Source organism: Chryseobacterium sp. FH1, assembly GCF_000735135.1.
Lineage (GTDB): Bacteria > Bacteroidota > Bacteroidia > Flavobacteriales > Weeksellaceae > Epilithonimonas.
The window spans coordinates 114811-141606 of sequence record NZ_JPLZ01000007.1; the positions used below are offsets into that span (position 1 = coordinate 114811).

Sequence of the window (26796 nt, forward strand, 5' to 3'; positions counted from 1 at the left end):
GAAAGATGAAGTAAGCGTAATTAGAGCTCCAGCGGAGTTCAATCTTGTAGCAGTAATTAATATGTCGCACCTACGGAGCTTCGCCAGTTTCAGTTAACGGATTTCTACAAACGTTTAGCTCCTCTGGAGCTACTTATAGATGTTAAATTAATTTAGATTAAACTTACCTCAAAAATCCATCACTCTTAATTCCTTTCACAATCAGTTCAAAATGCTCGGGAATATTCTCACATTTCAGCCAATTGAAATCTAATCCGTTGTTTGTGCAAAGTTTTTGGAAATAGATATTGCCATCGATTTTCTCATTCAGATTTTCAAGGAATTCATCGATTTCCATCCAGTAATCTTCGTCCAGTTTTTTTGTCAAGGTTAATGCTTTGAAGATTTTGTTGATGAGATAAATATAAAGTTTGTAAACGTTGTCAAATCTTTGCGTTCCAAGTTTCTCGTTGTATTCTAAGATTTCATTGATTAAAAATAAATTCAACGAAACATCACCGAATTTGTCCGTCGTGATTTTCACGTGCTCTGTGATTTCCGCACTTATTTTCCTGATGAGGACAAGGAAATATTTTTGATTCGCAATATATTTTGAAGCCAACGAAACTTTCTCACGAATGATTTCTTCCATCGTATCTCGCTTGTCATCAACCGTTTCCAGGTCAATCAATTCGAAATAGAGTTTCTTGGAAAGCAATTTGTCTTTCTTCAACAATCGGAAAATCAATTTGTCTTTTTCGGCTGGAGAAAACTCGCTCAAAGCCTGTTTGAATTCTTTTGAATATTCCATTAATTGAAGATTTTTGAATATTTGATAAAACCGTTAAACGCCCAATTCGCCGTGTAATACAACGATTTCACAGTGGAGAATTTCATATAATCTTTGTAAACCAAATATTGGTCCTTCATAATGTTTGATTTGTTTCTAGAAACGCTGTTGGCGAGCATTCGGTATTTTGATAAAGTTTTTTTCAAGGGTTTTCCTTGCGGAATTTTCTTCAAAAGTTCCAGCCACATCACGTGGTCTTCGCGTTTTGTGCCTTCTGGAAAATAGAATTTCCCAACTCTTTTAGAATCGTACATTGATGCAAGCAAAGACAATCTACAAGTTTTCAAAAGATTATTAAAATTGACAATCGTATCTGCTTCAAAATCGCCTAAAACAGGATTCAGATTTTCGTCACAACGGGAATAAGTGGAGTAGGCCAATTCTGTATTTTCGGATTTCATAAAGTTGACCATTTCTTCGAGGAAATTGGGTTCCCAGAAATCATCGGCATCCAGAAATGTGATAAATCTTCCAGTCGCATTTTCCAAAGAAATATTCCTTGCGTGTCCCGCACCGCCATTTTTCTTCGCTTTGAAAACTTTGATTCGTGGGTCGTTTTGTTTTTCCAGAATTTCGACAGAATTATCTGTGGAACAATCATCGGTAATCAGCCATTCCCAATCCTGAAAAGTTTGATTGAGGACAGAACTGATGGTTTCATTCAAATATTTTGAAGAATTGTAACTCGGTGTGATGATTGAGATTTCCGGCACTTGCGATTTTTTGCAAAGATAAAGATATAGACTTTAAGATAATAGATGAAAGATGAAAGACTTTTTGATGGTAGGACACTTCGACTCCGCTCAGTGTGACAACTCTAATACTGAACTTGTAATTCTAACAGTGTCAGTCTGAGCGGAGTCGAAGACTTTATCTTTTATATGCTTCACTTCTTTTTGGATGACAAATGCTGAATCGAAGCTGGAATCCGCGCCCAGGCCTGAGTGGAGCTCTTTTTATTTTTTTTGCGTTGGGAAAAGCTTAGGGAAAAATTAAAAAGCGGGAACCCTTCGACTCCGCTCAGGATAAACTACAGACGGATAAAGGCGCCCAAATAATTGTCACTGTAGACAAAATGAACCGGAAAATTTAAAATTGTCTATTTATTTCAAAATCTTAACTTTGTGAATCTTAAAAAAATTATTCATTACTAATTCTTACTTTATAGAATGTTTTACGACCATCAGCAGATAGAAAAAAAGTGGCAGAAATACTGGGAAGACAACCAAACTTACAAGACTTCCGACTCAACCGATAAACCGAAATTCTACGTCCTCGATATGTTTCCGTACCCATCCGGAGCGGGACTTCACGTAGGTCATCCGCTGGGATATATCGCGTCGGATATCTATGCGAGATTCAAAAGACATCAGGGTTTCAACGTTTTGCATCCGGTTGGTTATGACAGTTTTGGACTTCCTGCTGAGCAATATGCAATCCAGACTGGAACGCATCCTGCAATTACGACGGAGCAAAATATCACGAGATACGAGGAGCAATTAAGAAAAATCGGGTTTTCATTTGACTGGAGCAGGGAAGTGAGAACTTCGGACGCTTCTTATTATAAATGGACGCAGTGGATTTTCATTCAGTTGTTTCATTCTTGGTATAATAAAGATACGGACAAGGCAGAATCTATTGACACTTTAATCCAACATTTTGAGGAAAAAGGAACGGGAGGATTGAATGCCAATCAAAATGAGGAATTAAATTTCACTTCGAATGAATGGAAAAATAAATCTGAAATTGAGAAAGAAGAAATGTTATTGAATTATCGTCTGGCTTTCCGTGCAGAAACGACTGTAAACTGGTGTCCGGCTCTCGGAACTGTTTTAGCGAACGACGAAATCAAAGACGGAAAATCCGAAAGAGGTGGTTATCCTGTTTTCCAAAAGAAAATGATGCAGTGGAGTATGAGGATTTCTGCATACTCGGAAAGATTGTTGCAAGGTTTGAAAACGCTTGATTGGCCTCAACCTTTGAAAGATGCTCAGGAATATTGGATTGGAAAATCTCAGGGAGCTCAGGTAAGATTTTTGGTTAATGGTTCTCAGTTGATAGTTGATGGGAAAGAAGCCAACAACCAACAACCAACAACCAACAACTATATAGAAGTTTTTACCACAAGGCCTGACACCATTTTCGGAGCAACCTTTATGGTTTTAGCACCGGAAAATCCTTTGGTTCAAAATTTAACAACTCAGGAACAGAAAACTGAGGTTGATAATTATATAGAAGAAACTTCCAAAAAAACGGAACGTGATAGAATGGCTGACGTGAAAAACGTGAGTGGTGCTTTCACGGGAAGTTATGCTATCAATCCGTTTACTGGGAAAAACATTCCGGTTTATATTTCGGATTATGTGTTGATGGGTTACGGAACCGGAGCTGTGATGGCGGTTCCTGCACACGACGAGCGCGACCACAGATTTGCGAAGAAATTTAATTTGGAAATCATCAAGGTTGTAGAATCTGATGTGGATGTTCAGGAAGAAGCGTACGATTCTAAGGATTCCGTTTGCGTGAATTCTGATTTCTTGAACGGCCTTAATTATAAGGATGCGAAATCCAAAATAATAGCCGAAATCGAAAACAATGGAATTGGTCACGGAACGACGAATTACAGACAACGTGATGCGATTTTCTCCAGACAAAGATATTGGGGCGAGCCTGTTCCTATCTATTATAAGGATGGAATGCCGTACACTTTACCAAATTCCGCTTTGCCTTTGGAACTTCCTGAGGTTGAAAAATATCTGCCGACAGAAGACGGCGACCCGCCATTAGGAAATGCGAAAACTTTTGCGTGGGACGAGGCGAATCAAAAAGTGGTTGACACAGATTTGATTGATGACAAAACCGTTTTCCCATTAGAATTATCTACAATGCCGGGTTGGGCAGGAAGTTCTTGGTATTTCCTTAGATATATGGACCCGAATGATGACGAAGTTTTTGCTAAAAAAGAACTGACCGATTATTGGGGACAAGTCGATTTGTACATCGGCGGAAGCGAGCACGCAACTGGACATTTATTATATTCCCGTTTTTGGAATATGTTTTTGAAGGACAGAGGTTACATCGAACAAAATGAACCTTTCCAAAAGTTGATTAATCAAGGGATGATTTTGGGGATGAGTGCGTTTGTTTATAGAGTACAACATTTCTTAGTTGGGATTCCAGAACATCCTTATGTCTCGAATGTATTAAATGAATTTATTTATAAAACAAAAGACCAAGTTTTTATATCAAAAAATTTAAAAGATAAAGATTTTGAGTACGACCATTCTGACTATAAAAGTTATATTTCAAAAAGTTTAAATAAAGAATTTGACATTAATGAATTGAATAGATTTATTAAAGAGAATAAATTATTTAATACTGAGATTGAAGAATTTGGTAGTGATGAATATTTTAATCAATTTAAACAAAACGAAATTTTCATTCATACTCATTTTACTCCTATTCACGTCGATGTTTCTTTATTAAAAGGAACAACGGACGAATTGGATACTGAAGCTTTCAAAACTTGGAGACCAGATTACGCGGATGCAGAATTTATTCTGGAAGATGGAAAATACATTACAGGTCGTGAAGTCGAAAAAATGTCCAAGTCAAAATACAATGTCGTCAATCCAGATGATATTTGTAATGAATATGGAGCAGACGGCTTAAGATTGTACGAAATGTTCCTTGGTCCATTAGAGCAATCCAAACCTTGGAACACGCAAGGTCTAAGTGGCGTTTATGGTTTCTTGAAGAAATTCTGGAACTTGTATTTCAACGGCGATACGTTTGAAGTTTCTGATGAAGAGCCTACAAAAGCGGAATTTAAGATTCTTCATACCTTAATTAAGAAAGTGCTTTTTGATATTGAGAATTTTTCTTTCAATACCTCAGTGTCGTCATTTATGATAGCAGTCAACGAGTTACAAAAATTGAAATGCAATAAGAGAGCGATTCTGGAGCCATTGGCCGTAATAATCTCACCATATGCACCACACATCTGCGAAGAGGTATGGAATTTGCTAGGAAATAATTCGTCTATAGAGTTCGAGAAGTTTCCAATTCTTGATGAAGCTTATCTTGTAGAAGATGAGATAGATTACCCAGTAAGTTTTAACGGAAAGATGAAATTCAAAATCAAATTATCTGCTGATCTTGGCAAAGAAGAAGTGGAGAAAATTATTTTGGAAAATGAAGATGCAAGGAGGCACTTGGATGGGAAAACGGTGAAAAATTTCATCTTCGTTCCAAAGAAAATCATTAATATTGTCTCATAAATAGGCATTAAAAACATCGATTTTGAATTTTAACAAAATTTATTATCTATTTATAAACGATATTATTGAATCGATTAAAATAAAAATAACGGGCGTTTTTTGTATTTATTTTGATTGCTTCACTCAATCACATAATAAATTCATAAAATATAAGTTTAATTTTAATAATAAATCAATAGGCACTATATTGCATTGATAAAAAAAATAAAAAGTCATATTTATTTAGTTTGCATTTTAAAATAAAATGACTTTATTTTACAGAATAAATTTAACAATTATAATTTAGTTTTAATATGGAAATGAATGTTTCAAACAACGAGGAGCAAGTAGTTGCTAAAAAAGTAGGTGGATTAAACCCTGCGCTAATAATTCCTATCCTTATTTTGGTGGGTGTTGCAATTTATTTATTTGTATTAGGAAATCCTGGTAACTTTAAAGCTGATCCGAGACTTAATGGTCTTGCATCTGTAGCTTTTTCTGATTTAGAAGCCAAAGAATTACATCCTGGTGATGGTTTTATGGGTATTATCTACATGGGAGGGCCAATTGTACCAATCCTTATCTCATTTATGATTATTGTAATCGTATTCTCTATTGAAAGAGCTTTGGCATTATCAAAAGCGGCTGGTAAAGGAAACGTTGATTCTTTCGTATTGAAAGTAAGAAGCTTGCTAAACCAAAACAAAATTGATGAAGCAATCGAAGAGTGCGACAGACAACAAGGTTCTGTTGGAAATGTAGTGAGAGAAGGTCTTACAACTTACAAAGTTTTGGCTCACGATACTACATTGAACAAAGAACAAAAAATGGTTGCTCTTAACAAATCAATCGAAGAAGCTACTACATTGGAAATGCCAATGCTAGAGAAAAATATGATGATTCTTTCCACTCTTGGTACTGTTGCAACTTTGGTAGCACTATTGGGAACTGTAATCGGGATGATCAAGGCATTTAGCGCATTAGGTTCAGGAGGAGGAACTCCAGATTCTGCAGCATTATCAATTGGTATCTCTGAAGCATTGATCAACACGGCATTAGGTATTGGTACATCTGCTGTAGCGATTATACTTTACAACTATTTTACTTCTAAGATTGACGGATTAACGTTCAAGATCGATGAGATCGCAATGTCAATCCAGCAGTCTTTTGCAGAATTCCACTAAGAATTTGGCAATCACTGGAAATTTTTCTCAGATGGGAATCATTTCGAAAAACAAGAAGTTTAATAAATAAATAATTTATAATGGCGAGAGTCAAACCAAAAAGACATAATATAAGGGTAGATATGACGGCGATGACCGATGTATCATTTCTACTCCTTACGTTCTTTATCCTCACGGCTCAGTTTGCAAAACCTGATGTCGAGACGATAACTACGCCATCTTCTATCTCTCAAAAGCTTCTTCCAGATGCAAGTTTAATGACTATTTTGAGCACAACTGACGGGAAATTCTATTTCACTCCAGTTGAAAATGGAACGGAAAGAATTGCTCTGTTGGATAAAATGGGACAGAAGTATGGTATGACATTTACTGATAAGGAAAAAGTTAATTTTTCCAATGCTCAGTCAATAGGTGTTCCTATGAGTCAATTGAAAGGCTTTTTAGATTTGCCAGATGCAGAACGTAAAGCGTATAAAAGTCCAACGGGAATCCCAATGGACAGCACAAAAAAAGAATTAATTGATTGGGTACAACAAAGTTTGGCCGTAAACCCTGATTACAAATTGGCAATCAAAGGTGATGTGGAAACTAAGTATCCTAGAGTTAAATCTTTGTTTGAAGGATTAAGAGATATTGATTATCTTAAATTCTGGTTAATAACAAGTCAGGAAACGGCGCAATAATAAAGAAATGGCAGAAGTACAAGTAAAAGACAGTAGCGGGAAAGGCGGGAAGGTGCGCTCCAAGAAGCAGGTGCCTCACGTAGATTTGACTCCGATGGTGGATTTGGCGTTTCTCTTGATCACATTCTTTATGTTAGTGACCACTTTTAACAAACCGAATGTTATGGATCTTGGTTTACCAGCTAAACCAAAAGACCCTAAACAACAACCTGATACGGAAATTAAACTTAGCAATTCTATCTCTCTTATCATAGGAAAGGATAACAAGATTTTTTATCATCAGCAAGACCAAGCAGGTCTTAACGATCAGACACTTCTTGAGACCAATTTTGACAGAGAGGGAATTAGACAAGTAGTAGAGCAAGCAAAAGCGAGAGCTGCAAATAAGGATCTGTTTACAGTCATTATTAAGCCGACGGATGATGCTATATATAAGAATTTTGTAGATATGCTAGATGAGATGGCTATTACCAAGAATGAAAGATACGGTGTGACCGATGTGAAACCTTGGGAGTTGGCTATTTATAAAAGAAAAGTTGGAGAGTAAGATCTCGCTACAAATATCATATTTAATAATATAAAAATGGCAGAAGATAATGTAAATTACAGTCCCAGTCTTGACGAGATTGTATTTGAACACAGAAATAAAGAATATGGGGCGTATGATCTTAGGACTGCGTATCCAAAGATTCTTACTAGGTCTTTTTTGTTAGGTACAGCTTTCTTCCTACTTTTAGCGCTTTCACCGCTGATCTATCTTAAGATTCAACAGATGACTGCGGAAGAGACTGTGGAAGTTGATGCAAACTTGGTTGAAATTTTAGAAGATCAACCAATTATTGAACAACCGAAGGAAGAAGAACCACCTCCACCACCTCCACCACCAAAAGAGGAGGAGAAGCAGGAAGTGATTCAAAACGTAGTGCCGGAACCAAAAAAGGCTCCAAAGATTGAAACTCCACCACCGCCAATCTCAAAAACATTGGATACTCAAACTGGACTTCAAAACCAAGAAGGTGTGAAAACACCAACTTACACACCACCACCGCCACCACCATCAACTGGTAAAGGTGTTGTCGCTGAGGTGAAAGTGAATACCAATGAGGTGTATGACTCAGTGGATCAAAGTGCGGAATATCCTGGAGGTTTGAACGGCGTTAGAAAGTATATTGCTGACAATGTTGACAGTTCTGGAATGGAAGGTGAAGGTCAATTGACAGTTAAACTAAGATTTATTGTCGAGAGAGATGGAACCGTTTCTGATGTGAAGGCAACTTCAAAATCTGGAAACAGTGATTTTGATTCAGAGGCGATCAGAGTTGTAAAGAAACTTAAGAAATGGACTCCAGCTAAGAAGAATGGAGAAAATGTAAGATCTTATTACTCTATTCCAATTACAATGCAGTTCCAATAAGAACGCAGTTATAAATTATTATACAAAAGAGAAGTTTTTATAACTTCTCTTTTTTTATTAGATTTGTGTTATGTTTAAATGGCTTTCTTTATTAGCAGGATTCATCTATATCGTTTTAGGAATCGTTGTTATCATCTATAAGTTTTTTGTGATAGTTCTTGAACCTACTGTAGCTTATGCCTTGGGAGCATTGTTAATAGCTTACGGTGTGTTCCGAATAGCAAGAGCTGTGATGTCAATCAAAAATAATGACTAGTATGAAAAAACTCTTTTTCCTTCTCATAGCAATTTCTGCTATCGCATTCTCTTGTTCCAAAGAGAAGAAGCAAAAACAAGAGGTTGATATGCCTAATAAAGGTGAAATTACTATCGCAACGGATGAGTCATTCCAAAGTGTTACAGAAGCCTTAGTTGAAAGATATATGGCGCTGTATCCAAATACAAAAATCAATCTTGTGGTAAAGAAAGAAGATCTTGGTTTTATGGACTTGTTGGATAAGAAAGCAAGGGTCGTAGTAATGTCGAGAGAATTGTCCGAAAAAGAGAAACAAGCATTTGATCAAAAAGTTAATTTACCCTGGTTGCCTGCCAAATTTGCGGCTGATGCTGTTTTGTTTGTTGTCCCCAAAGATTCACCATTAGAGTCGATATCGATGGAAGAGATTTATAAAGAACTGCAATCTGATGATAAGAAAATCATATTTGACGGAACCAATTCCAGCAATCTGAATTTTGTGGCTCAGAAGTTTAAGAAAAATCCATCCGAATTGAAATTCTCAATCATCAACGGAAATGAGAATGTTGCAGAGCAGTTGAAAAACTATTCTGGTAAAATTGGCGTTATAAGTTATAACACCATCAGCCGTCCGTATGGAAAAGAAGCTGAAAAGCTGAGAAGTGAATTAAAGGTCCTAAAGATTACCAAGGGCAACAAAAGTTATGAGGTGACCAATGAGAATTTGAAGAATATGTCTTATCCGTTTACAAGAGTTTTGTACTTCCTTACCAATGAATCTTATTATGGATTAGGAAATGGATTTATTAGATTTTCCTGTCAGCAGATTGGTCAGATTGTAGTTGAAAAAGAAGGTCTTCAACCGTACCATATCTTCAATAGAGAAGTTCAAATGAAGTGACATAAATTTTAATATTATTTTAACAGAAAAAACTTTTTTAATTAAAATAATGGTCTGAATATTGTCAGTCAAACCATTGATTAATATTTTTTTAATAAATAAATGAAAACAGAAAATATAATGAATTTATCAAAAAAGGTTGTTATTACAGCAGCAGTCGGTTTTTTTACAAGTTTTAGTTTCGCACAATCTGTACAAGACGGGATTAATTATGTAGATAGCCAAAAATATGCGAAAGCAAAACAAAATTATACAGACTTAATCACTCAAAATCCCAAAGAAGCAAGTAATTACTTCTATTTGGGAAATACATATTTAACACAGTTTGATCCAAACTTTGATTTGGCTCAAGAAAGTTTCAACAAAGGTTTAGCGGCAGATTCTAAAAGTTACTTAAACAAGTTAGGTTTAGCTTCTGTGAAACTTGGTAAAGGTGACAAATCTGCAATTGCAGAGATTCAACAAATCGTAAAAGATTCGAGAGAGAAAGATGCTGAAGTTCTTTTCAGAGCAGGAGAAGCATTGACATTGTTTGAAAAATTCAATTCACCAGATTTGGCAATTACTTTCTTGAACAAAGCGATCGAGAGAGCTCAAAGAGGAGGCGTTCCGGCGAACTATTATTACTCATTAGGTGATGCGTATAGAATCAAAAAAGATCCGGGTAACGCAATGTCCGCTTATGACAAAGCAGAGGCTGTCGCGAAAAACAAAGCGTCCGTTTTTACTAGAAAAGGAACACTTTGGATTGCGGCTCAGCAGTGGCAACAAGCTAAAACAAACATTGACAAAGCTATCGCTGTAGATCCTACTTATGCGCCTGCATACAAAGCTTTGGCAGGCTACAATATCAAATATCAGAGAAATGCAGAAGCTACTCAGAATTTGATCAATTATGCCAAATATGCAGATGAGGATGCATACACTCAGTTGGAAATCGCAAAACTATATTTTACCAATGAAGATTTTGCTAATGCGAAAACAACATTAGATTCAGTTTTTGACAAAGTAAATGATCCGATCAAGTATAGATTGAGAGCATACATCCAATACGGTGATGGCGATTTTGCAGGAGCTCAAAAAAGTATCGAGACATTCTTGTCGACAGCTGAGAAAAGCAGAATCCAACCATCTGATGACGGTTTACAAGGTCTAATTGCTGCAGGATTAGCAAAAGACGAGAAAGATGCCGCTAAAAAAGCACAATTAGATGCACTTGCTACTCAAAAAATTGGTATTGCAAAAGCTGCCAAAGACGAAACGTTGAAGTGGGATGAAGAATTGGCAAAAGTAAAAGGTGGGATTAACACTGCTTCTGTAGAGCAAGGTGCAACGTCTCCAGCTATTGAAGCGCTTAAGAAAAAAGTTGCAGAAAATCCTGCTGACACAGATTCACTGTACAAATTGGCTACAGAATATCAAAATGTTCAGAACTGGAACGGTGCTATCCTGACTTGGGGTAAAATGTCAACAGCATTACCAGATTGGGCACCAGCTTATTACAGCCAAGGTTACGCTTATCAGCAAGCACAGAACAATGATATGGCGAAAGCTTCTTATGAGAAATTTATTTCTCTTGTAAAACCTGAAGAGATTGAAGCTAGCAAACCAAGTTTAGGTTATGCATATTTCTTTATCGCATTTATGGAGAAAGAGGCTAATCCAGAGAAAGCAAAACAAGACGTTGCTAAATCTCTTGAGTATGAGCCAACTTACCAAGATGCAATCAATCTTCAAAATACTTTGAATAAATAAAAATTCAGATTAATAACTATAAAACTTCCCAATTCGTAAGATTGGGAAGTTTTGTTTTTAGTAATTTTGTACAAAATTATTTTACGATAGAATCGTATAATTGCGATAACCTTCTAACATAAAAAACAATTAAAAGCTACTATATGAAATGTGACATTCTTGCTATTGGTGCCCACCCGGATGATGTCGAATTAGGCTGTGGCGGTACTATTATCAAATTAATTTCTGAAGGTAAAAAAATTGGGATCATCGATTTGACACAAGGCGAATTAGGAACCAGAGGAACCATTGAAACCCGAGAACAAGAAGCCAACGAAGCTGCAAAACTAATGGGAATCAGCGCAAGGGAAAATCTAAAATTGAAAGACGGTTTCCTCAATAATTCAGAAGAATATCAGCTTAAAATTGTTGAAAAAATAAGAAAATACAAACCAGAAATTGTGTTGGCAAATGCAATAGATGATCGTCATCCAGATCATGCAAAGGCAGCGAAGTTGATTTCGGATGCGTGTTTTATATCGGGTTTAAGAAAAATTGAAACGTTTGAAAACGGAGTACTACAAGATGTTTGGAGACCGAAACATATCTTCCATTACATTCAGTGGAAAAATGTTGAGCCGGATTTTGTAATGGATATTACGGGATTTATGAATCAAAAGATTGAAGCTTGCTTGGCTTACAAGACACAATTCTACAATCCAGAATCAAATGAACCAGTGACGCCAATTGCAACAAAAGACTTTTTGGAAAGCCTGACTTACAGAGCTCAGGATTTGGGAAGGCTTTCAGGTGTAGAGTTTGCAGAAGGTTTCACGACAGAAAAATTAATCGCAATCAAAAATTTCGAAGGAATTGTTTGTAATTAAACGATAAAATGTTATATTTGCACACGCAAAAACGGTGATTGTAGCTCAGTTGGTTAGAGCGCCGGATTGTGGTTCCGGAGGTCGGGGGTTCGAGACCCCTCATTCACCCACAGATTAAAAGCGCATTCTTTTTAGAATGCGTTTTTTTTATTCAGAAATTATTTTCTAAATTACATTCCAAATTTTTTCGATGCTTGCAAAACTCAAATCCTGTTTAACTTACAGAAATCTCATCTTAGCTAATCTTGCTGTCGTCGCTTTTAAAGTGATTTATCTTGTATTTGTTCAGAAAGAATTTGGAGGTTTGGAGGATTTTACGATTGCTAAAAATATTGTACAATATCATCAATATTCCGAGTTTATAGATCAAGGAGGAACGGCTTTCAAACTTCCGGTTTATCCTTTTTGCATGGCTATTTTTATATGGTTATTTGGTGACAATGCTCTTTTTGGATTGGCAATTTTCCAAGCCGTTTTAAGCTTTTCGATTCCAATATTAATCTACAAAATATTACAATTGTTTGGGTTGGATAAAGTCGGAATTATTGCAGGATTTCTATTTCTTTTGTCGCCGGCATATTTTCTGTATTCCGGAAATATGGAGGCTACCAATGTTTTTGTACCTATCCTTTTACTTTGGTTTTACCTGTATTTCAGAATTTGGATTGCGTCAGAAACTAAGACTTTGGATTTCATCGTTTTGGGCATTGTGAGCGCTTTTTTATTTCTTACTCAAGTTGTGATCGTTCCATTGTCTGGCTTAATTATTTTGGCACTTTTAATAGTTAAGAAAACTAATTTTAAGAATTTTTCTTATTTAATTTTCACCATTATTTTACTCTATTCGCCTTGGATTATCAGGAATTATTATGTCTTCGATAAGTTTGTGCCATCCAAAACACCAACTTGGCAAAACATCTATTATGGTTTCACGGAAAATGGGCAATTGATGGATGATTTGAAGCTGATTTCAAAGGAAAGAGATCATGAGTTATACCAAACACGTGATGAAAAAAGCGAATTGGTAATGGAAAAAATATACAAAGATGAAGTCGCAAAAGTGACTCGCAATGAGCCTCAATTTTTTATAAAAAAAGCAATGAGTAACTTCTTTTGTCTCTGGTTTGTTCCGCCTAAATATTTTGATGATAATAGCTTATCCGTATTAGTTGGGCGAAAGATCTATGTTGTGGTCCTCAATATTTTGACCTTGATCTCACTGGTCTTTGTTTATCGAAAATCAAAAATGATATTTTGGTTTTCACTTTTGTTTTTTGCTAATTTTTGTTTTCCTTATATGATCGGGCACGCAAACAATATCAGATTCAAACTGGATTTTGAATGGTTCCAGTTGATTTTGATCGCTTTCCTTTTCGTGGAATTATACAATTGGTACCAACAAAAAAACGTTCCGAGATTTCGGAACGCTTGATTTTTCTTTTTAATTTAAACCTCATCGTCAGATTCTATTGTAAACGATTTTGATTTGAAGTCTTTGTCGTGTCTTTCAGAGATCACGTCTTCACCTTTTTGTGAGATGATAAAATCTGTAGATTCTTCGAAGAGTTCCTGGAAACTTTTGAAATCCTCTTTGTAAAGGTAGATTTTGTGTTTCTCAAATGTCGCTTCTCCATTTTCCCCGAAGTTCTTTTTGCTTTCTGTAATGGTTAAATAATAGTCACCTGCTTTAGTCTCTCGCACATCAAAGAAATACGTTCTTCTGCCTGCTTTCAACACTTTAGTGAAAATCTCATTCTCATGTCGTTCTTTAAATTCACTCATCGTTAATTATTTTTTTTAGAAATGTGTATTAACAAATATAACAGAATTCTCGGAAATTCAAAATGTTTTGTTAAAAAAACCTTCAAAATGAGTTATTTTCTTAAATTTTTGATAAAATTATAGTCAATTCGTTACTGAAATCAATTCAAATATAAAATCTTATCTGCTCTTTTTGCGCTTGATTCTCTGTGAGTTATGATAATAGAAGTGGTGGTTTTCAAATCTTTATCGATGTTTTGCAGAATATTTTCCTCAGTCTCTGTATCCAATGCAGAAAGGCAATCATCGAAGATGAGAATGTTGGGTTGTTTTATCATTGCTCGGGCGATGCAAATCCTCTGTTTCTGCCCACCAGACAGCATTACGCCACGTTCGCCGACCATCGTTTCGTACTGCTCTTTGAACTCTTCGATGTTTTTGTGAACGTCCGCTTTTTTCGCCATTTCTACCACCAAGCTCCGGTTTGGTTTGTCAATTGCAAAACCGATATTATTCTCAATCGTATCAGAAAAAAGATAACTTTCCTGCGGTGTGTAGCCCAATTGATCTCGATAAAGTTTCAAATTATGGGTTTTCAGGTTTTTTCCATCGATCAAGATTTCGCCTTCATCAGGATCGATTAATCGGCAAATGAGTTGCGCAATCGTCGATTTTCCGCTTCCCGTTTTTCCCATTATCGCAAGAGATTTCCCAGCATCAACTTTGAAACTGAGATTATCAACCGCTTTGATTCCCGTATTCAGGTAAGTGTAACTCACATTTCGGAATTCAATTTCGCCTGTTATAGGATATGTTTCCGAATTGTTGTTGATGATGTCGGATTTTACGTCCAAAAACTCATTCACACGTTGCATACTGGCGTCCGCGCGTTGATTCACAGATGTTACCCACCCGAGCATCGAGAAAGGAAAAATCAACATATTGATGTACATAAAGAAATCTGCAATCGTTCCAACGCTCATTTCTCCGGCAATATATTTTTGCCCTCCGATGTATAGAATCGCAACATTCAAAAGTCCAACTACGAAAAGGATAATTGTGAAAAAGTAAGCTTCAGTTTTAGCTAAATCCAAGGCTTTGTCTTGATAATCTTTAACTTTGATACCGTAGTTTTTCTCAATATATTTTTCCTTACTAAAGAATTTCACAACGCGAATTCCCGAAAAACTATCCTGTACAAACGTCGAAATGCCCGATTGACTCTTCTGCATCACCTTCGATTTTTTATTGATGATGTCGCTGACTTTATAGATTCCGAACGACAAAATCGGAAGCGGGATCAAAGTCCAAAGCGTCATTTGCAAATCGGTCATAAACATATAGATGCTCGTGATAATCAACAAAATAATGAGATTCACAACATACATCACGCCTGGTCCAAGGTACATTCTGATAGCAACGACATCCTCACTCAATCGGTTCATCAAATCTCCAATCGTCGTCTTCTTGTAATCAGTAACCGATAATTCTTGATAGTGCGTGTAGATTTTATTTTTAAGTTCATATTCGATTCTTCGGGACGCGACGATGATAGTCTGGCGCATCATAAAAGTGAAAAGTCCGGAGAGGAGAGAACATCCGATCAAGATTCCCGAATTGATAAAGATGATTCTGAAGTATGCCCAATTATTTCGCACGTTTTCTATCAATCCAGCTTTCTCGGAAAGATTGAGTGTGGAATAATTTTTATCAATGATATTAATGGTCTGTCCAATATATTGAATCTTGTAGATCGCAAAAAAGTTACTTAGAATAATGAATAAAAATCCCCAAAATAATAGGACGCGATGTTTCCAGAAATATGGATTAAGTGTTTTTAAAGCTTTCATTCTTTTGCTTTGATTTTCCCAAAGTCGATGCAAAAATAATGATTTAAAATTTCAGAAAAGATTTTAAAGCCATAATTGAAAATTCTTAACAAATGGTAAGTCTTTTTCTATGACAAAACAAAACTGAAATTACTTTTATCACTAATTTTGTGACTGCAAAAAAATAATTAGAATTATTAAATTATTTCATAAAATCAAATATTAATAGAATTTCTAAATCATTCTTACAAATCTATTTTAAATGAATCCAAAACCTAAATACGATATAGCACTGATTGGCGGTGGAATTATGAGCGCAACACTGGCGACAATGCTTCACGAGTTCGACCCGAATCTGGAAATCGCCATCTTCGAAAGACTTGGTGAAGTGGCCAAAGAAAGTTCATCTGCGTGGAACAACGCTGGAACAGGACATTCTGCTTTCTGCGAATTAAACTACACACCGGAAAAAGACGGAAAAATCGACATTAAGAAAGCAGAATACATCGCGGAGCAATTTGAAGTTTCTAAGCAATTCTGGTCGTATCTCGTCAACAAAGGTATCATTGATAATCCAAAAGAGTTTATCAATTCTTGTCCGCATATGAGTTTTGTTTTCGGTGAAAAAGATGTTGATTATCTTAAAAGAAGACACGAAGCACTTCAAAACTCACCATTGTTCCAAGAAATGGAATTTTCTGACGATCATCAACAATTGGAAGAATGGATTCCACTGATGATGCAGAAAAGAATGGTGACTGACAAACTTGGTGCCACCAAAATGGACTTAGGAACCGATGTGGATTTTGGAAAGCTCACCGTAAAATTAATCGAACATCTCGATAAAACCGAAAGCGTAGAAGTCTTCACCTACCACGAAGTCAAAGAAATAGACGCCGACGGAAAGGGAAGCTGGAACTTAAAAGTGAATGACAGAAAAAACCATCATAAACAAACTGTGAATGCGGATTTCGTATTTATCGGTGCTGGTGGATACGCCTTACCACTTTTGGATAGTTCTGGCATCGAGGAAAGCAAAGGTTATGGTGGATTCCCGATCAGCGGACAATGGCTGGTCAGCAGAAATCCGGAATTGGTGGAAAAACATCAGGCTAAAGTTTACACGCAAGCGACGGTTGGCGCACCTCCAATGTCGGTTCCACATCTTGACCTCAGAATCATCGATGGTGAAAAGGCACTTCTTTTTGGACCATTCGCAGGATTCTCAACAAAGTTTCTGAGAGAAGGAAGTTATTTGGATCTACCAGAAAGTGTGAATTTCAAAAATATACGTTCGCTGTTTGGCGTTTGGTGGCACAATATGCCTTTGACGAGATATCTCATCCAACAAGTGACGATGAACAAATCGCAAAGAATGCAACATCTTCGTGACTTTGTGCAAGATGCCCAGGAGAAAGATTGGCAATTGGAAAATGCAGGCCAAAGAGTTCAGATCATCAAAAGAGACCGCTTCGAAGGTGGACGATTGGAATTTGGGACAGAGGTTGTCGTAAACAAGGATAAAAACATCGCATCACTTTTGGGCGCATCGCCTGGAGCAAGTACGTCAGCCTTTGCAATGATAATGGTTTTGGAAAAATGCTTTGATGAAAAACTAAAAACAGATTGGAGAGAAAAACTACTGGAAATGATTCCGAGCTACGGTCAAAAATTGGCAGAGAATCCGGAATTGATCAAAGAAATCCGCGATTATTCTAAAGAGAAATTGGAACTGAATTATTAATGAGCGAAACAATCACAAAACCAAAGATTGCAGAGGAACTTCTTGCGGAACTTCAAACAAAAATTGAAGAAGAGAAGCAGGTCATCTTGCATTGTTGTTACCAATCGGATTTCATAATGGAGGAGAAGATCAGGATTTGGTCTTCCACTTATTTGATTGATAGGAATTCTGACCATATTTCAAAACTCATCCATTTTGAAAATATCAGTCTTTTCCCCACTTGGACAGATGTTCCCGTTGCGAAAGAATATTGGTTCACTTTGGTTTTTGCAGGTTTGCCAAAAGGTTGCAAAGTTTTTGATTTTATAGAATTGATTCCGCAGAATGGCGGTTTTTTCGAGGAAGGCATTGTGAGGAATTCCTCGGATGTCTATAAGATCAAATTAGATATATAAAAAAAACGGTTCAGAAATTTCTGAACCATTTTTGTTTTATGAATTGAGCTTTTGCATCTCTTCTTTGATTTTTTCTTGCAAACCTTCGGAAGCTGGAACCAAAGGCAATCTCAGATAATTTTTGATAATGCCTTTTTCTGCCAAAATCGTTTTTACACCACAAGGATTTCCCTCTGCAAAAATCAACCTCGTGATTTCTACCAAAGAATTGTGAATCTTGTAAGCCTCGTCAACTTCTCTCTTTTGGGCAAACTTCACCATTGTCGAGAATTCTTTCGGATAAGCTTGTCCTATCACAGAGATTACGCCGTCGCCACCAGCCAAAGTTACTGGCAAAGTGAATTCGTCATCGCCGGACATTAGCGAGAAGTTTTCTGGTTTTTGTCTCAGAATATCAAAATATTGAAGAATATTCGGAGTGGCTTCTTTTACCATAAAAAGATTTGGAAACTCATTTGCCAATCGTAAAGTTGTAGAAGCTTCCACGTTTTGACCAGTTCTTCCCGGCACATTGTAGATAATAATCTTTGCGCCAGTTTCTGCCAAAGCCTTATAATGCTGATAAAGTCCTTCTTGATTCGGTTTGTTGTAATATGGAGAAACGGACAGCACGGCATCAAAATCCGAAAGATCAGCGTCCAGGATTTGTTGTTTCACTTCAACAGTATTGTTGCCACCGATTCCTAAAACCAATGGTAATCTATTGTTGTTGATTTTCGTGATATGTGCAATTACTTTTTCCTTTTCGTCCTTGGAAAGCGTTGCAGCCTCAGCCGTTGTTCCCAAGACAACCAAGAAATTGGTTCCGTTGTCTATATTGTAATCGATTAATTTGGTAAGTGATTCAAAATCTACAGAAAGATCCTCATTGAAAGGTGTTACCAAAGCTACACCCACGCCTTTTAATTGACCCATTTTTATATGAAATTTAATTTTCCCAAATTTAATTCATTTTGATAAATAGGCAATGGATATGTTGGTCTTTGTTTTAACGACGAAATTATTTTGAATAAAATTGAAATCACACCATATTTGATAGGTCTAATTGTGAATTAGTTAGTTTTAAAAAGCTAAAAATCCTTAGATTTGTACTCATATTTTTATGAATGAAAAGTAAGCTTTTTGGATTCGGAATCATTGGATTGCTATTGATGGGTTGCAAAGCGCCTCTCAGCATCGCAAACATCCATACCGAAAAGAACATTTACATTACCGATGAGTTACAAGCTGACAAGGCAATGGAGGCTTTGATCATGCCCTACAAGCAAGAATTGGAAGGTAAAATGAATGCCAAAATCTCTCACAGCAATGTGGAACTCAACAAGTCCGGAGACAACAGCAATCTTGGAAATTTGCTCGCAGATTACACATTCCAAGGTGCCGATGATTGGGCTAAGAAAAATAATCTTCCAGGAATAGATGCGGCGGTCATCAATATTGGCGGAATCAGAACAATTATCCCAAAAGGTGATATCTTCACAAAACAGATCTATGAGGTGATGCCATTCGAAAATGAGATTGTCATTATCAAAATGAATGGAAAGGATGTAGAAGGTTTGTTTGATTATTATCTTAATACCAAAAAAAATAATCCAGTTTCTCATCTCTTGATCGAAACTGAAAATGGAAGTCTTTCTAAAAAGTTAATCAACGGAAAAACAATAGATTACGATAAAGTTTATTATATTGCTACGTCAGACTATTTGGCTTTGGGTGGTGATAATATGTTTTTCTTCGGAAAGGGAGAGACAATCTCCACCGGAATCAAAATGAGAGATCTTTTCTTGGAGAAATTCAAACAAAATCCTGAGATTTCTGCACCGGATGACGTGCGACTGATCTTCAAAGACAAAAAATTGGAAGAGTGATGAAAAGAAAAGAATTTCTAAAATATGTCGGTGGCGGAAGTCTTGCCCTTACGCTTGCTCCCAATCTTTTGTTGGCGGAACAATTGGATTTGATCAAAGAATCTACAAACAAATTGACAATTCTCCACACCAACGATCAACACAGCAGGATAGAACCTTTTGATGCTTCTTACACCAAAAACCCGAACCAAGGCGGATTTGCGAGAAGAGCGTCATTAATCCAAAAAATACGAAACGAAGAGAAGAATGTTTTGCTTTTGGACTCAGGCGATATTTTTCAGGGAACGCCTTATTTTAATTTTTTTGGAGGCGAATTGGAATTCAAATTAATGAGCATGATGCGTTACGATGCATCAACCATGGGAAACCACGATTTCGACAATGGATTGGAAGGCTTTTCAAAAGTTTTACCAAATGCGAAATTTCCCTTTCTCTGTTCCAATTATGATTTTAAAAATACTATTTTAGACGGGAAAACGGAACCCTACAAGATTTTCAAAAAGGACGGAATCAAAGTAGGGATTTTTGGCGTTGGAATAGAGCTGAATGGTTTGGTAGGAAAGAAAAACTACGGCGAAACCATTTATCACGATCCGATAGAAATTGCGCAACAATACGCAGATTTCCTTAGAAAAGAAAAAAAATGTGATTTGGTAATTTGTCTTTCTCACATAGGTTTCGATTACAGAGACGAGCCGAACAAAATATCGGATAAACATTTGGCCACAAAAACTTCTGGAATCGATTTGATTTTAGGAGGTCACACCCACACATTTTTGAAAGAACCGTTGAGTTTTAAAAACAAGGACGGCAAGAATGTGATTGTTAATCAAGTAGGTTGGGCGGGGATTTTATTGGGCAGATTGGATTTTTATTTTGATAAAAATAAAAGTGTGAAAAATATTTCTTGGAATAATCAGTTAATAGATGAAAACATAATAGTTTAGAATGAAGAAAATTTTATTAATTATAACAATTTTTACAGCGTTGGTTTCCCAAGCTCAGACGAGCAAATGGAGCGATTTGTTCTCTTACAACAATGTCCTTGCGATCCGTGAAGATAATGGCAGATTGATAGCTGCAACAGAAAACGGTATTTTCTATTACAATCCTTCCAGCGGAGAAATTACAAAACTATCTAAGGCAAACGGCTTACACGAAGTTAAGATTTCTGCATTCGATTACAATCCTGCAACAAAAACGGGAATTGTAGGCTATCAAAATGGGTCTATGGATGTTATAACACCAAATGGTATTTTTTTGATAGTGGATATTCCTTTGGCTACTGGATACAACGGTAGTAAGAAAATCAATCATATTTCTATTAATGGAGATAGGGCGATTATCTCGGTCGGATATGGGGTTTCTATTTTTAATATTGCTCGTAGAGAGTTTGGTGATACGGCTTTTTTCGCAACTGGCGGAGTTTATACGGCTGCTAATTCTGCAGTTCTGAAGGATAATACGATATATGTTGCTACCAATTCTGGTATCAAGTCACATGAGATCAATGCGACTTTTCCAGTTTTTACTACGTGGGCAACGATTGTAGCTGGTGCTTTTAAGAAAATAGATGCAAATAGTGTAGTCGCTTTTGCAAACGGTACACAAGTGAAATATGGGAATGGAGCCAATTTTTCCGATTTACCAGGCGTGTTTTCAAATATTCAGGATCTCAAAGTTACAGATAGTCAGATTATTGTAACAGATCAAACTCAAGTGTATGTTTACAATACTCGTGGTTTGCTACAGAAAAATTTCAATGTTGGAGAAAATATAAATACGACGTTGCTTTATAATAATGCGATTTTTGTTGGTACCCAAACTTCTGGAATTTACAATGAACAAAAGAATTCTTTGAAGCCCGATGGACCATATAATAACAGATCTTATAAATTATCTCTACTTAACAATCAAATTTGGGTTGCGTCAGGCAGTAGAGATGGAGATCCAGCTGATAAGAAAATTGGATTCTATCACTATGATGGCTCAAAATGGAACTATCCACAATACTTTTTGAACACACCAATTCTCTTCAATATTTTAGATGTTGTCCCAGACCCCGCTAATCCTACAGAGGTATATTTTACAAATATCATTACAAATGAATTTTCGCTTACAGATAAAGGAGTGTTTAAAATGAGGAATAACGAGTTTGTAAAAAGATATTCTTTCAATGATGGCAACGCATACTATTATCAACCAATGGGGCTTGCTTTTGATGAGAACAACAATCTTTTCTGCAGCGTTCAGTGTACAATTCCTAGTTTAAGTGGATTTTGTACGATCTCCAGCTTCTATTTATTTAATAAAAGTAATGACAACTTCGGATCAACACCTTTTACAACATTTACTATTGGTGGAGCTCAAAAACCCGTGGTGAAAAATGGAATATTATATTTTGCAGCACCTTTTACAGGAGATGGGGGAGTTCTGATGTACGATTACAATAATACGCCTAGCCAGACATCGGATGATAAATTCAAAGTATTAAAAACAACGAACAATTTACCCATTAATGGTACATCATCTGTAATTGTTGATAATAATGATGACGTTTGGATAGGGAATAATCTTGGCTTAAGAACCCTTTCCAACCCCAAATCTGCAATCCTTGAAGATAATCCACAGACTAATGAAATTATAATTGAAGAAAATGGTTTGGCTGAAGAATTGTTCAGAGATGCGAAAATTTTACAAATAGCAAATGATACTGGTAATCAGAAATGGATTTCTGTAGATGGCGGTGGTGTTTTTTACCTTAGTTCAAATGGAGACAGAACAATCTATCATTTTACAAAAGCAAATTCACCTTTACCAAACGACAGTGTAACGGATATTAAGATAGATAGTAAATCTGGAAAAGTTTATTTTGCGACATTTGACGGGATTATGGTTTATCAAGGTGATGTAACGGATGTTACTTCTAATTTTGGAAATGTTCTTGTCTATCCAAATCCTGTAGTCTATGCCCAATACAAAGGCAATGTGAGAATCCGTGGCTTGGCCTCTAAAACCAATATCAGAATCACAGATGCTGCGGGGAATCTCGTACATTCTGCAGTGGCAAATGGCGGTTATTTCGAATGGAATCTTGCCAACCAAAGAGGCGTGAGAGTAGCTTCCGGAATCTATTATGTCTTGATGACCAACGAGGACGGAACCGATACAGCAACGGCTAAAATTGCGGTCGTGAATTAATAGATGACACAAGAAGTTTTTTTACTGTCTTATACAAAATATGGAGATCACGATGCTGTTCTCCATTGTTTTTGTAGGGAAAATGGATTCGAAAGTTTCTTTGCCAAAGGCATCTACGCGCCGAAGAACAAAAAGAAAGCTTTTCTTTTCCCATTGAACGAATTATTGCTGTACACGTCCGACAAGAAGAAAAGCATTCAAAACGTTCAGAAGATAGAGCAGAAAAATGTGGATTTTTTCAGTTCAGATATTAGAAAGAATTCAATCTTGTTTTTTGTTTCTGATTTGTTGAATCAGGTTTTGAGGAATGAAAATCAGAACGTTGGAATCTATTCCGAGATTTCGATTTTCCTGAGCCAATTGCAGATTGATAATTTTCAGTCGCATTTGATTTTTATTTTCAGACTTTTGAAACAGCAAGGTTTACAGCCTTTATTTTCAGATAAAACTTACCTCAATCCCGAAACCGGAAACTTCGAGGATATAGAGATGCATCACTTTTTCGACAAGACGATTTCCGACATTTGGAAAGACCTTATCACGTCGCAAGACCCATACAGCATCAAGCTCAGCCGAACCGAAAAACAAAATTTCCTGGATTCGATATTGGTCTATTTCCATTATCATTTTACAGATTTCCGCGAACCAAGGTCTTTGGAAATCATCAAAGAGATTTTCTAAATCTTTGTAAATTAATGACATAAAGCAACGAAGTTGCGACATCCTGGTAGAAAAAGTAAAATACAGTAATTCAAGGTGCGAAGCACCGATATGTTGGTTTCATTAATATTAAAACTTTAAAATGGCAATTTCCAAAGCAACAGAAACAGATATTCCTACAATTCAGAATCTCGCAAAAAAATCCTGGAATTCAGCTTATGCCAACATTTTGGAGCAAGAGCAAATCGATTATATGTTAGGTTTAATGTATTCTGAATCGACCTTGCAAACACATTTCGAAAATCCAAATTATCAATATTATTTGATTGAAGAAGATGAGGTTTTCTTAGGATTTATCGGCTTCGAATTTCATAAAGAGCCAGATACCACAAAGCTTCACCGCATTTATTTCCTGAAAGAAGCGCAGGGAAAAGGTCTTGGGAAAAAAGCTTTGGAATTCGTTAAAACTGAAACTCGAAAATCTGGTGACAAAAGATTGACATTAACCGTCAATAAAAACAACAACGCCAAAAGTTTCTACGAATCACAAGGTTTCAAAGTGTATGACGAAGCGATTTTTGACATCGGGAATGGTTACATAATGGATGATTATCTAATGGAATTCATTGTCGCTAAATAACATTCAAAGCATTTGCAACCTTCGCAGATGCTTTTTTTTGTGATTGATTTTCGCCTAGATTTAATGTTGAAAAATGAATGGATGATGAACAAGTTTGAAACTTCAAATTTCCATTTGTCAACTTAAGAATATTTTGATTTTGTTTAAATCCTGATTTTAAGTTCATTAATTAAATAAAAACAATTTCCGAAATCAGATAATCAAAGTAATATTATCGCGGTATTAATTCTCGTTGAAACTTACCTGAACTGATTCTTAAGTATTATTAACAAAGGGATAACGATTCATTAAAGTTTGATGTCAAGTATAATTTTAGATTTGTCGCAGAACGAAATCAAGCAAACGCCTGAGAGTAATTTTTCTTCATATACTATTTTTTTAAATTTAAGAAGTCTGTTATTCGTAGCAGACTTTTTTTATTGGCATACACTCCAATCCTCAAACGCTCGCACTCTCCAACTCTAAAACCCTCCAACTCTAACTAATCTGCGACCACTTATTCTTCCCTTTATACTGCTTGATGTAATATTGCTTCATCATCTGATTATCGGGACGCGTGAGAAGTGCATCTTGCTCCAATATCTTTTCGACCGCCAGTTTCGAAGCTTTGATGATGGCAGAATCTTCTATCAAACTCAACTTTTTGAAATCCACAACACCACTTTGCTGAGTCCCGAGAATATCGCCTGGTCCACGCAATTCCATATCAACCTCCGAGATTTTGAAACCGTCCGTCGTCGCCACCATCGTTTTGATTCTGGTTCGGCTTTCCTTGCTTAGTTTGTCGCCGGTCATCAGGATGCAATAACTCTGTTCTGCACCTCTACCAACCCGTCCGCGCAACTGATGAAGCTGTGACAATCCGAATCTTTCCGAACTTTCTATGACCATCACAGATGCGTTCGGAACGTTTACGCCAACTTCTATCACGGTTGTCGCCACCATAATTTGCGCTTGTCCGGAAGCGAAATATTGCATATTCGCATCTTTTTCCGCAGGTTTCATTCGGCCGTGAACCATCGTCACATTGTAGCTTTTAAAGAAGTTCATTACGCTTTCCAAACCTTCCATCAAGTTTTTGTAATCCAACGTTTCAGATTCTTCGATAAGTGGATAAACAAAATAGATTTGTCTTCCTTTCTCAATCTCTTCTCGGCAGAAATTATAAACCGAAAGTCTATCTTTTTCTCGACGATGAGCTGTGATAATTGGTTTTCTTCCAACTGGCATTTCATCAATCACAGAAACATCCAAATCGGAATAAAAACTCATCGCCAAAGTCCGTGGAATCGGCGTTGCGGTCATTACCAAAATATGGGGCGGAATATTGTTCTTCGCCCAAAGTTTCGCCCGTTGAGCGACTCCAAATCTGTGTTGTTCATCGATGATTGCCAAACCGAGATTCTGGAATTTCACTATGTCTTCCAAAAGTGCGTGCGTTCCAATCAGGATAGAAAGTTGCCCGTTTTCCAATTCTTCGTGGATGATTTTTCGTTCCGCCGTTTTGGAAGAACCCGTCAAAAGTCGGACGTTGATATTCGTATTTTGAAGTAATTCTTTGATGGAATTAAAATGTTGTTGCGCCAAGATTTCCGTCGGCACCATCAGACAAGATTGAAAACCGTTGTCCATCGCAATCAGCATTGTTAATAATGCCACCATAGTTTTCCCGGAACCAACGTCGCCTTGAAGCAATCGGTTCATTTGGGTCGACCGTTTCATATCGATTCTGATTTCTTTCAGAACCCGTTTTTGAGCATTCGTGAGTTCGAACGGAAGATTATTTTCATAAAAACTGGTGAAATATTCGCCGACAATTGGAAACGGATTTCCGAAAGATTTTGTTTTTTGATGAAGTTTTTTCAAGCCGTAACCAAGTTGGAAAAAGAAAGCTTCCTCGAACTTCAATCGCCTGTTGGCTTCATCAAATTGTTTTAAATCTTTCGGAAAATGAATGAAATAATAGGAATTCAATCGTCCAATCAACTTCATCGATTTCATCAAATAATCCGGCAGATTTTCCTGAATCAAATTGGGTAAATCTTTCAGAAGATTGAAAATGACGGTTTGAAATAATTTATTCGTAATGCCTCGTTTAGTCAGTTTTTCGCTTCCTGGATAAACCGGGAGAAGCGTTCCTTGCAAAGCTTTTTTCTCATCAACCTCGATTTCTGGATGTGGCATTGAAAAATTTCCATTAAAGAAATTGACCTTCCCAAAAATGAAAATCTCTTGATTCAATGGAATCGCATCTTTCATCCAATTCGTATATCGAAACCAAACCAAATCCATCGTTCCGGTCTCATCGCGGAATTTCGCAGACAGTCTCTTTCCCTTCTCATAAACCACTTCCTGGATGTCCGTGATTTTTCCTTTCAGTTGAATGTCTGCCTCTGTATCTTTGGCGATATTTCCAATTTTGTGGATTTTACTTTTATCGATGTATCGGATTGGGTAAAAGGTGAGCAAATCTTCCACAGTCGAAATCCCCAACACGTTTTTGATGAGTTTTGCGCGTTCGGTGCCGATGCCTTTGAGAAATTCTATGGAAGTTTCTAATGTCAAGAAAGGA

General features: G+C 36.6%; 23 protein-coding genes and 1 tRNA gene. 18 read left to right on the top strand and 6 right to left on the bottom strand.

The genetic code is table 11. The features are described 5' to 3' along the window. Positions 1-163: 163 nt before the first annotated feature. Positions 164-790 carry a hypothetical protein gene (locus IO90_RS16405; RefSeq protein WP_034969781.1) on the bottom strand — a complete coding sequence of 209 codons (627 nt, stop codon included), beginning with the start codon at positions 788-790 and terminating at the stop codon, positions 164-166. Next, positions 790-1542, bottom strand: a complete 753-nt coding sequence (locus IO90_RS16410) for a glycosyltransferase family 2 protein (protein WP_034969784.1) — start codon at positions 1540-1542, stop codon at positions 790-792. The genes IO90_RS16405 and IO90_RS16410 overlap by 1 nt, the downstream gene beginning before the upstream one ends. A 456-nt stretch (positions 1543-1998) precedes the next feature. On the opposite strand from IO90_RS16410, the gene IO90_RS16415 reads away from it, so the two are divergent. The 11 genes from IO90_RS16415 to IO90_RS16465 all read left to right on the top strand — a co-directional run bounded on the left by IO90_RS16415 (position 1999) and on the right by IO90_RS16465 (position 13558). Continuing rightward, positions 1999-5109, top strand: a complete 3111-nt coding sequence (locus IO90_RS16415; protein ID WP_034969788.1) for a leucine--tRNA ligase — start codon at positions 1999-2001, stop codon at positions 5107-5109. A gap of 293 nt (positions 5110-5402) precedes the next feature. After that, on the top strand, positions 5403-6272 hold the full coding sequence (locus IO90_RS16420; protein ID WP_034969791.1) for a MotA/TolQ/ExbB proton channel family protein: 870 nt from the start codon (positions 5403-5405) through the stop codon (positions 6270-6272). An 80-nt stretch (positions 6273-6352) separates the two neighbouring features. Beyond that, entirely contained in the window at positions 6353-6955 is a 603-nt protein-coding gene (locus IO90_RS16425; protein ID WP_034969793.1) for an ExbD/TolR family protein, read from the top strand. Positions 6956-6962: 7 nt separating this feature from the next. After that, positions 6963-7502: an ExbD/TolR family protein gene (locus IO90_RS16430; protein WP_034969796.1), complete on the top strand. Its 540-nt coding sequence runs from the start codon at positions 6963-6965 to the stop codon at positions 7500-7502. 36 nt (positions 7503-7538) lie between these two features. Then, complete coding sequence (locus IO90_RS16435; protein WP_034969799.1) at positions 7539-8369, top strand: energy transducer TonB; 831 nt, start codon at positions 7539-7541, stop codon at positions 8367-8369. A 70-nt stretch (positions 8370-8439) separates the two neighbouring features. Further along, positions 8440-8625: a hypothetical protein gene (locus IO90_RS16440; protein WP_034969802.1), complete on the top strand. Its 186-nt coding sequence runs from the start codon at positions 8440-8442 to the stop codon at positions 8623-8625. 1 nt (position 8626) lies between these two features. Continuing rightward, positions 8627-9505: a PstS family phosphate ABC transporter substrate-binding protein gene (locus IO90_RS16445; protein ID WP_034969804.1), complete on the top strand. Its 879-nt coding sequence runs from the start codon at positions 8627-8629 to the stop codon at positions 9503-9505. Positions 9506-9625: 120 nt separating this feature from the next. Then, positions 9626-11260, top strand: a complete 1635-nt coding sequence (locus IO90_RS16450) for a tetratricopeptide repeat protein (RefSeq protein ID WP_034970330.1) — start codon at positions 9626-9628, stop codon at positions 11258-11260. 143 nt (positions 11261-11403) lie between these two features. After that, positions 11404-12126 carry a bacillithiol biosynthesis deacetylase BshB1 gene (bshB1, locus tag IO90_RS16455; protein WP_034969807.1) on the top strand — a complete coding sequence of 241 codons (723 nt, stop codon included), beginning with the start codon at positions 11404-11406 and terminating at the stop codon, positions 12124-12126. A 33-nt stretch (positions 12127-12159) separates the two neighbouring features. Beyond that, positions 12160-12235: transfer RNA gene (locus tag IO90_RS16460), tRNA-His, on the top strand. 81 nt (positions 12236-12316) lie between these two features. Next, the gene (locus IO90_RS16465; RefSeq protein ID WP_034969810.1) at positions 12317-13558 is read left to right on the top strand and encodes an ArnT family glycosyltransferase; all 1242 of its coding nucleotides are present in this window, start codon (positions 12317-12319) and stop codon (positions 13556-13558) included. Positions 13559-13572: 14 nt separating this feature from the next. On the opposite strand, the gene IO90_RS16470 is transcribed toward IO90_RS16465, so the two are convergent. Further along, positions 13573-13908 carry a DUF3276 family protein gene (locus IO90_RS16470; protein WP_034969813.1) on the bottom strand — a complete coding sequence of 112 codons (336 nt, stop codon included), beginning with the start codon at positions 13906-13908 and terminating at the stop codon, positions 13573-13575. Positions 13909-14048: 140 nt separating this feature from the next. Beyond that, positions 14049-15737 carry an ABC transporter ATP-binding protein gene (locus tag IO90_RS16475; protein ID WP_034969816.1) on the bottom strand — a complete coding sequence of 563 codons (1689 nt, stop codon included), beginning with the start codon at positions 15735-15737 and terminating at the stop codon, positions 14049-14051. Positions 15738-15978: 241 nt separating this feature from the next. Between IO90_RS16475 and mqo the strand changes: the two genes are divergently transcribed. Then, complete coding sequence (gene mqo / locus IO90_RS16480; RefSeq protein ID WP_034969819.1) at positions 15979-17460, top strand: malate dehydrogenase (quinone); 1482 nt, start codon at positions 15979-15981, stop codon at positions 17458-17460. Next, positions 17460-17855 carry a hypothetical protein gene (locus tag IO90_RS16485; RefSeq protein ID WP_034969821.1) on the top strand — a complete coding sequence of 132 codons (396 nt, stop codon included), beginning with the start codon at positions 17460-17462 and terminating at the stop codon, positions 17853-17855. Before mqo ends, IO90_RS16485 begins: the two co-directional genes overlap by 1 nt. A 36-nt stretch (positions 17856-17891) precedes the next feature. On the opposite strand, the gene dapA is transcribed toward IO90_RS16485, so the two are convergent. Then, positions 17892-18770, bottom strand: coding sequence for a 4-hydroxy-tetrahydrodipicolinate synthase (dapA, locus tag IO90_RS16490; protein ID WP_034969823.1), 879 nt, complete (start codon positions 18768-18770; stop codon positions 17892-17894). Between the two features lie 191 nt (positions 18771-18961). Between dapA and IO90_RS16495 the strand changes: the two genes are divergently transcribed. The 5 genes from IO90_RS16495 (at position 18962) to IO90_RS16515 (ending at position 24224) form a co-directional block, all read left to right on the top strand. Continuing rightward, entirely contained in the window at positions 18962-19723 is a 762-nt protein-coding gene (locus IO90_RS16495; protein ID WP_034969826.1) for a 5'-nucleotidase C-terminal domain-containing protein, read from the top strand. Next, positions 19723-20670 carry a bifunctional metallophosphatase/5'-nucleotidase gene (locus tag IO90_RS16500; protein ID WP_034969829.1) on the top strand — a complete coding sequence of 316 codons (948 nt, stop codon included), beginning with the start codon at positions 19723-19725 and terminating at the stop codon, positions 20668-20670. Before IO90_RS16495 ends, IO90_RS16500 begins: the two co-directional genes overlap by 1 nt. 1 nt (position 20671) lies before the next feature. After that, complete coding sequence (locus IO90_RS16505) at positions 20672-22924, top strand: isoleucyl-tRNA synthetase (protein WP_034969832.1); 2253 nt, start codon at positions 20672-20674, stop codon at positions 22922-22924. Positions 22925-22927: 3 nt separating this feature from the next. Continuing rightward, complete coding sequence (recO, locus tag IO90_RS16510; protein ID WP_034969834.1) at positions 22928-23605, top strand: DNA repair protein RecO; 678 nt, start codon at positions 22928-22930, stop codon at positions 23603-23605. Between the two features lie 121 nt (positions 23606-23726). After that, positions 23727-24224: a GNAT family N-acetyltransferase gene (locus tag IO90_RS16515; RefSeq protein WP_034969836.1), complete on the top strand. Its 498-nt coding sequence runs from the start codon at positions 23727-23729 to the stop codon at positions 24222-24224. A gap of 477 nt (positions 24225-24701) precedes the next feature. On the opposite strand, the gene recG is transcribed toward IO90_RS16515, so the two are convergent. After that, on the bottom strand, positions 24702-26789 hold the full coding sequence (gene recG / locus IO90_RS16520) for an ATP-dependent DNA helicase RecG (protein ID WP_034969839.1): 2088 nt from the start codon (positions 26787-26789) through the stop codon (positions 24702-24704). Positions 26790-26796 lie beyond the last annotated feature (7 nt).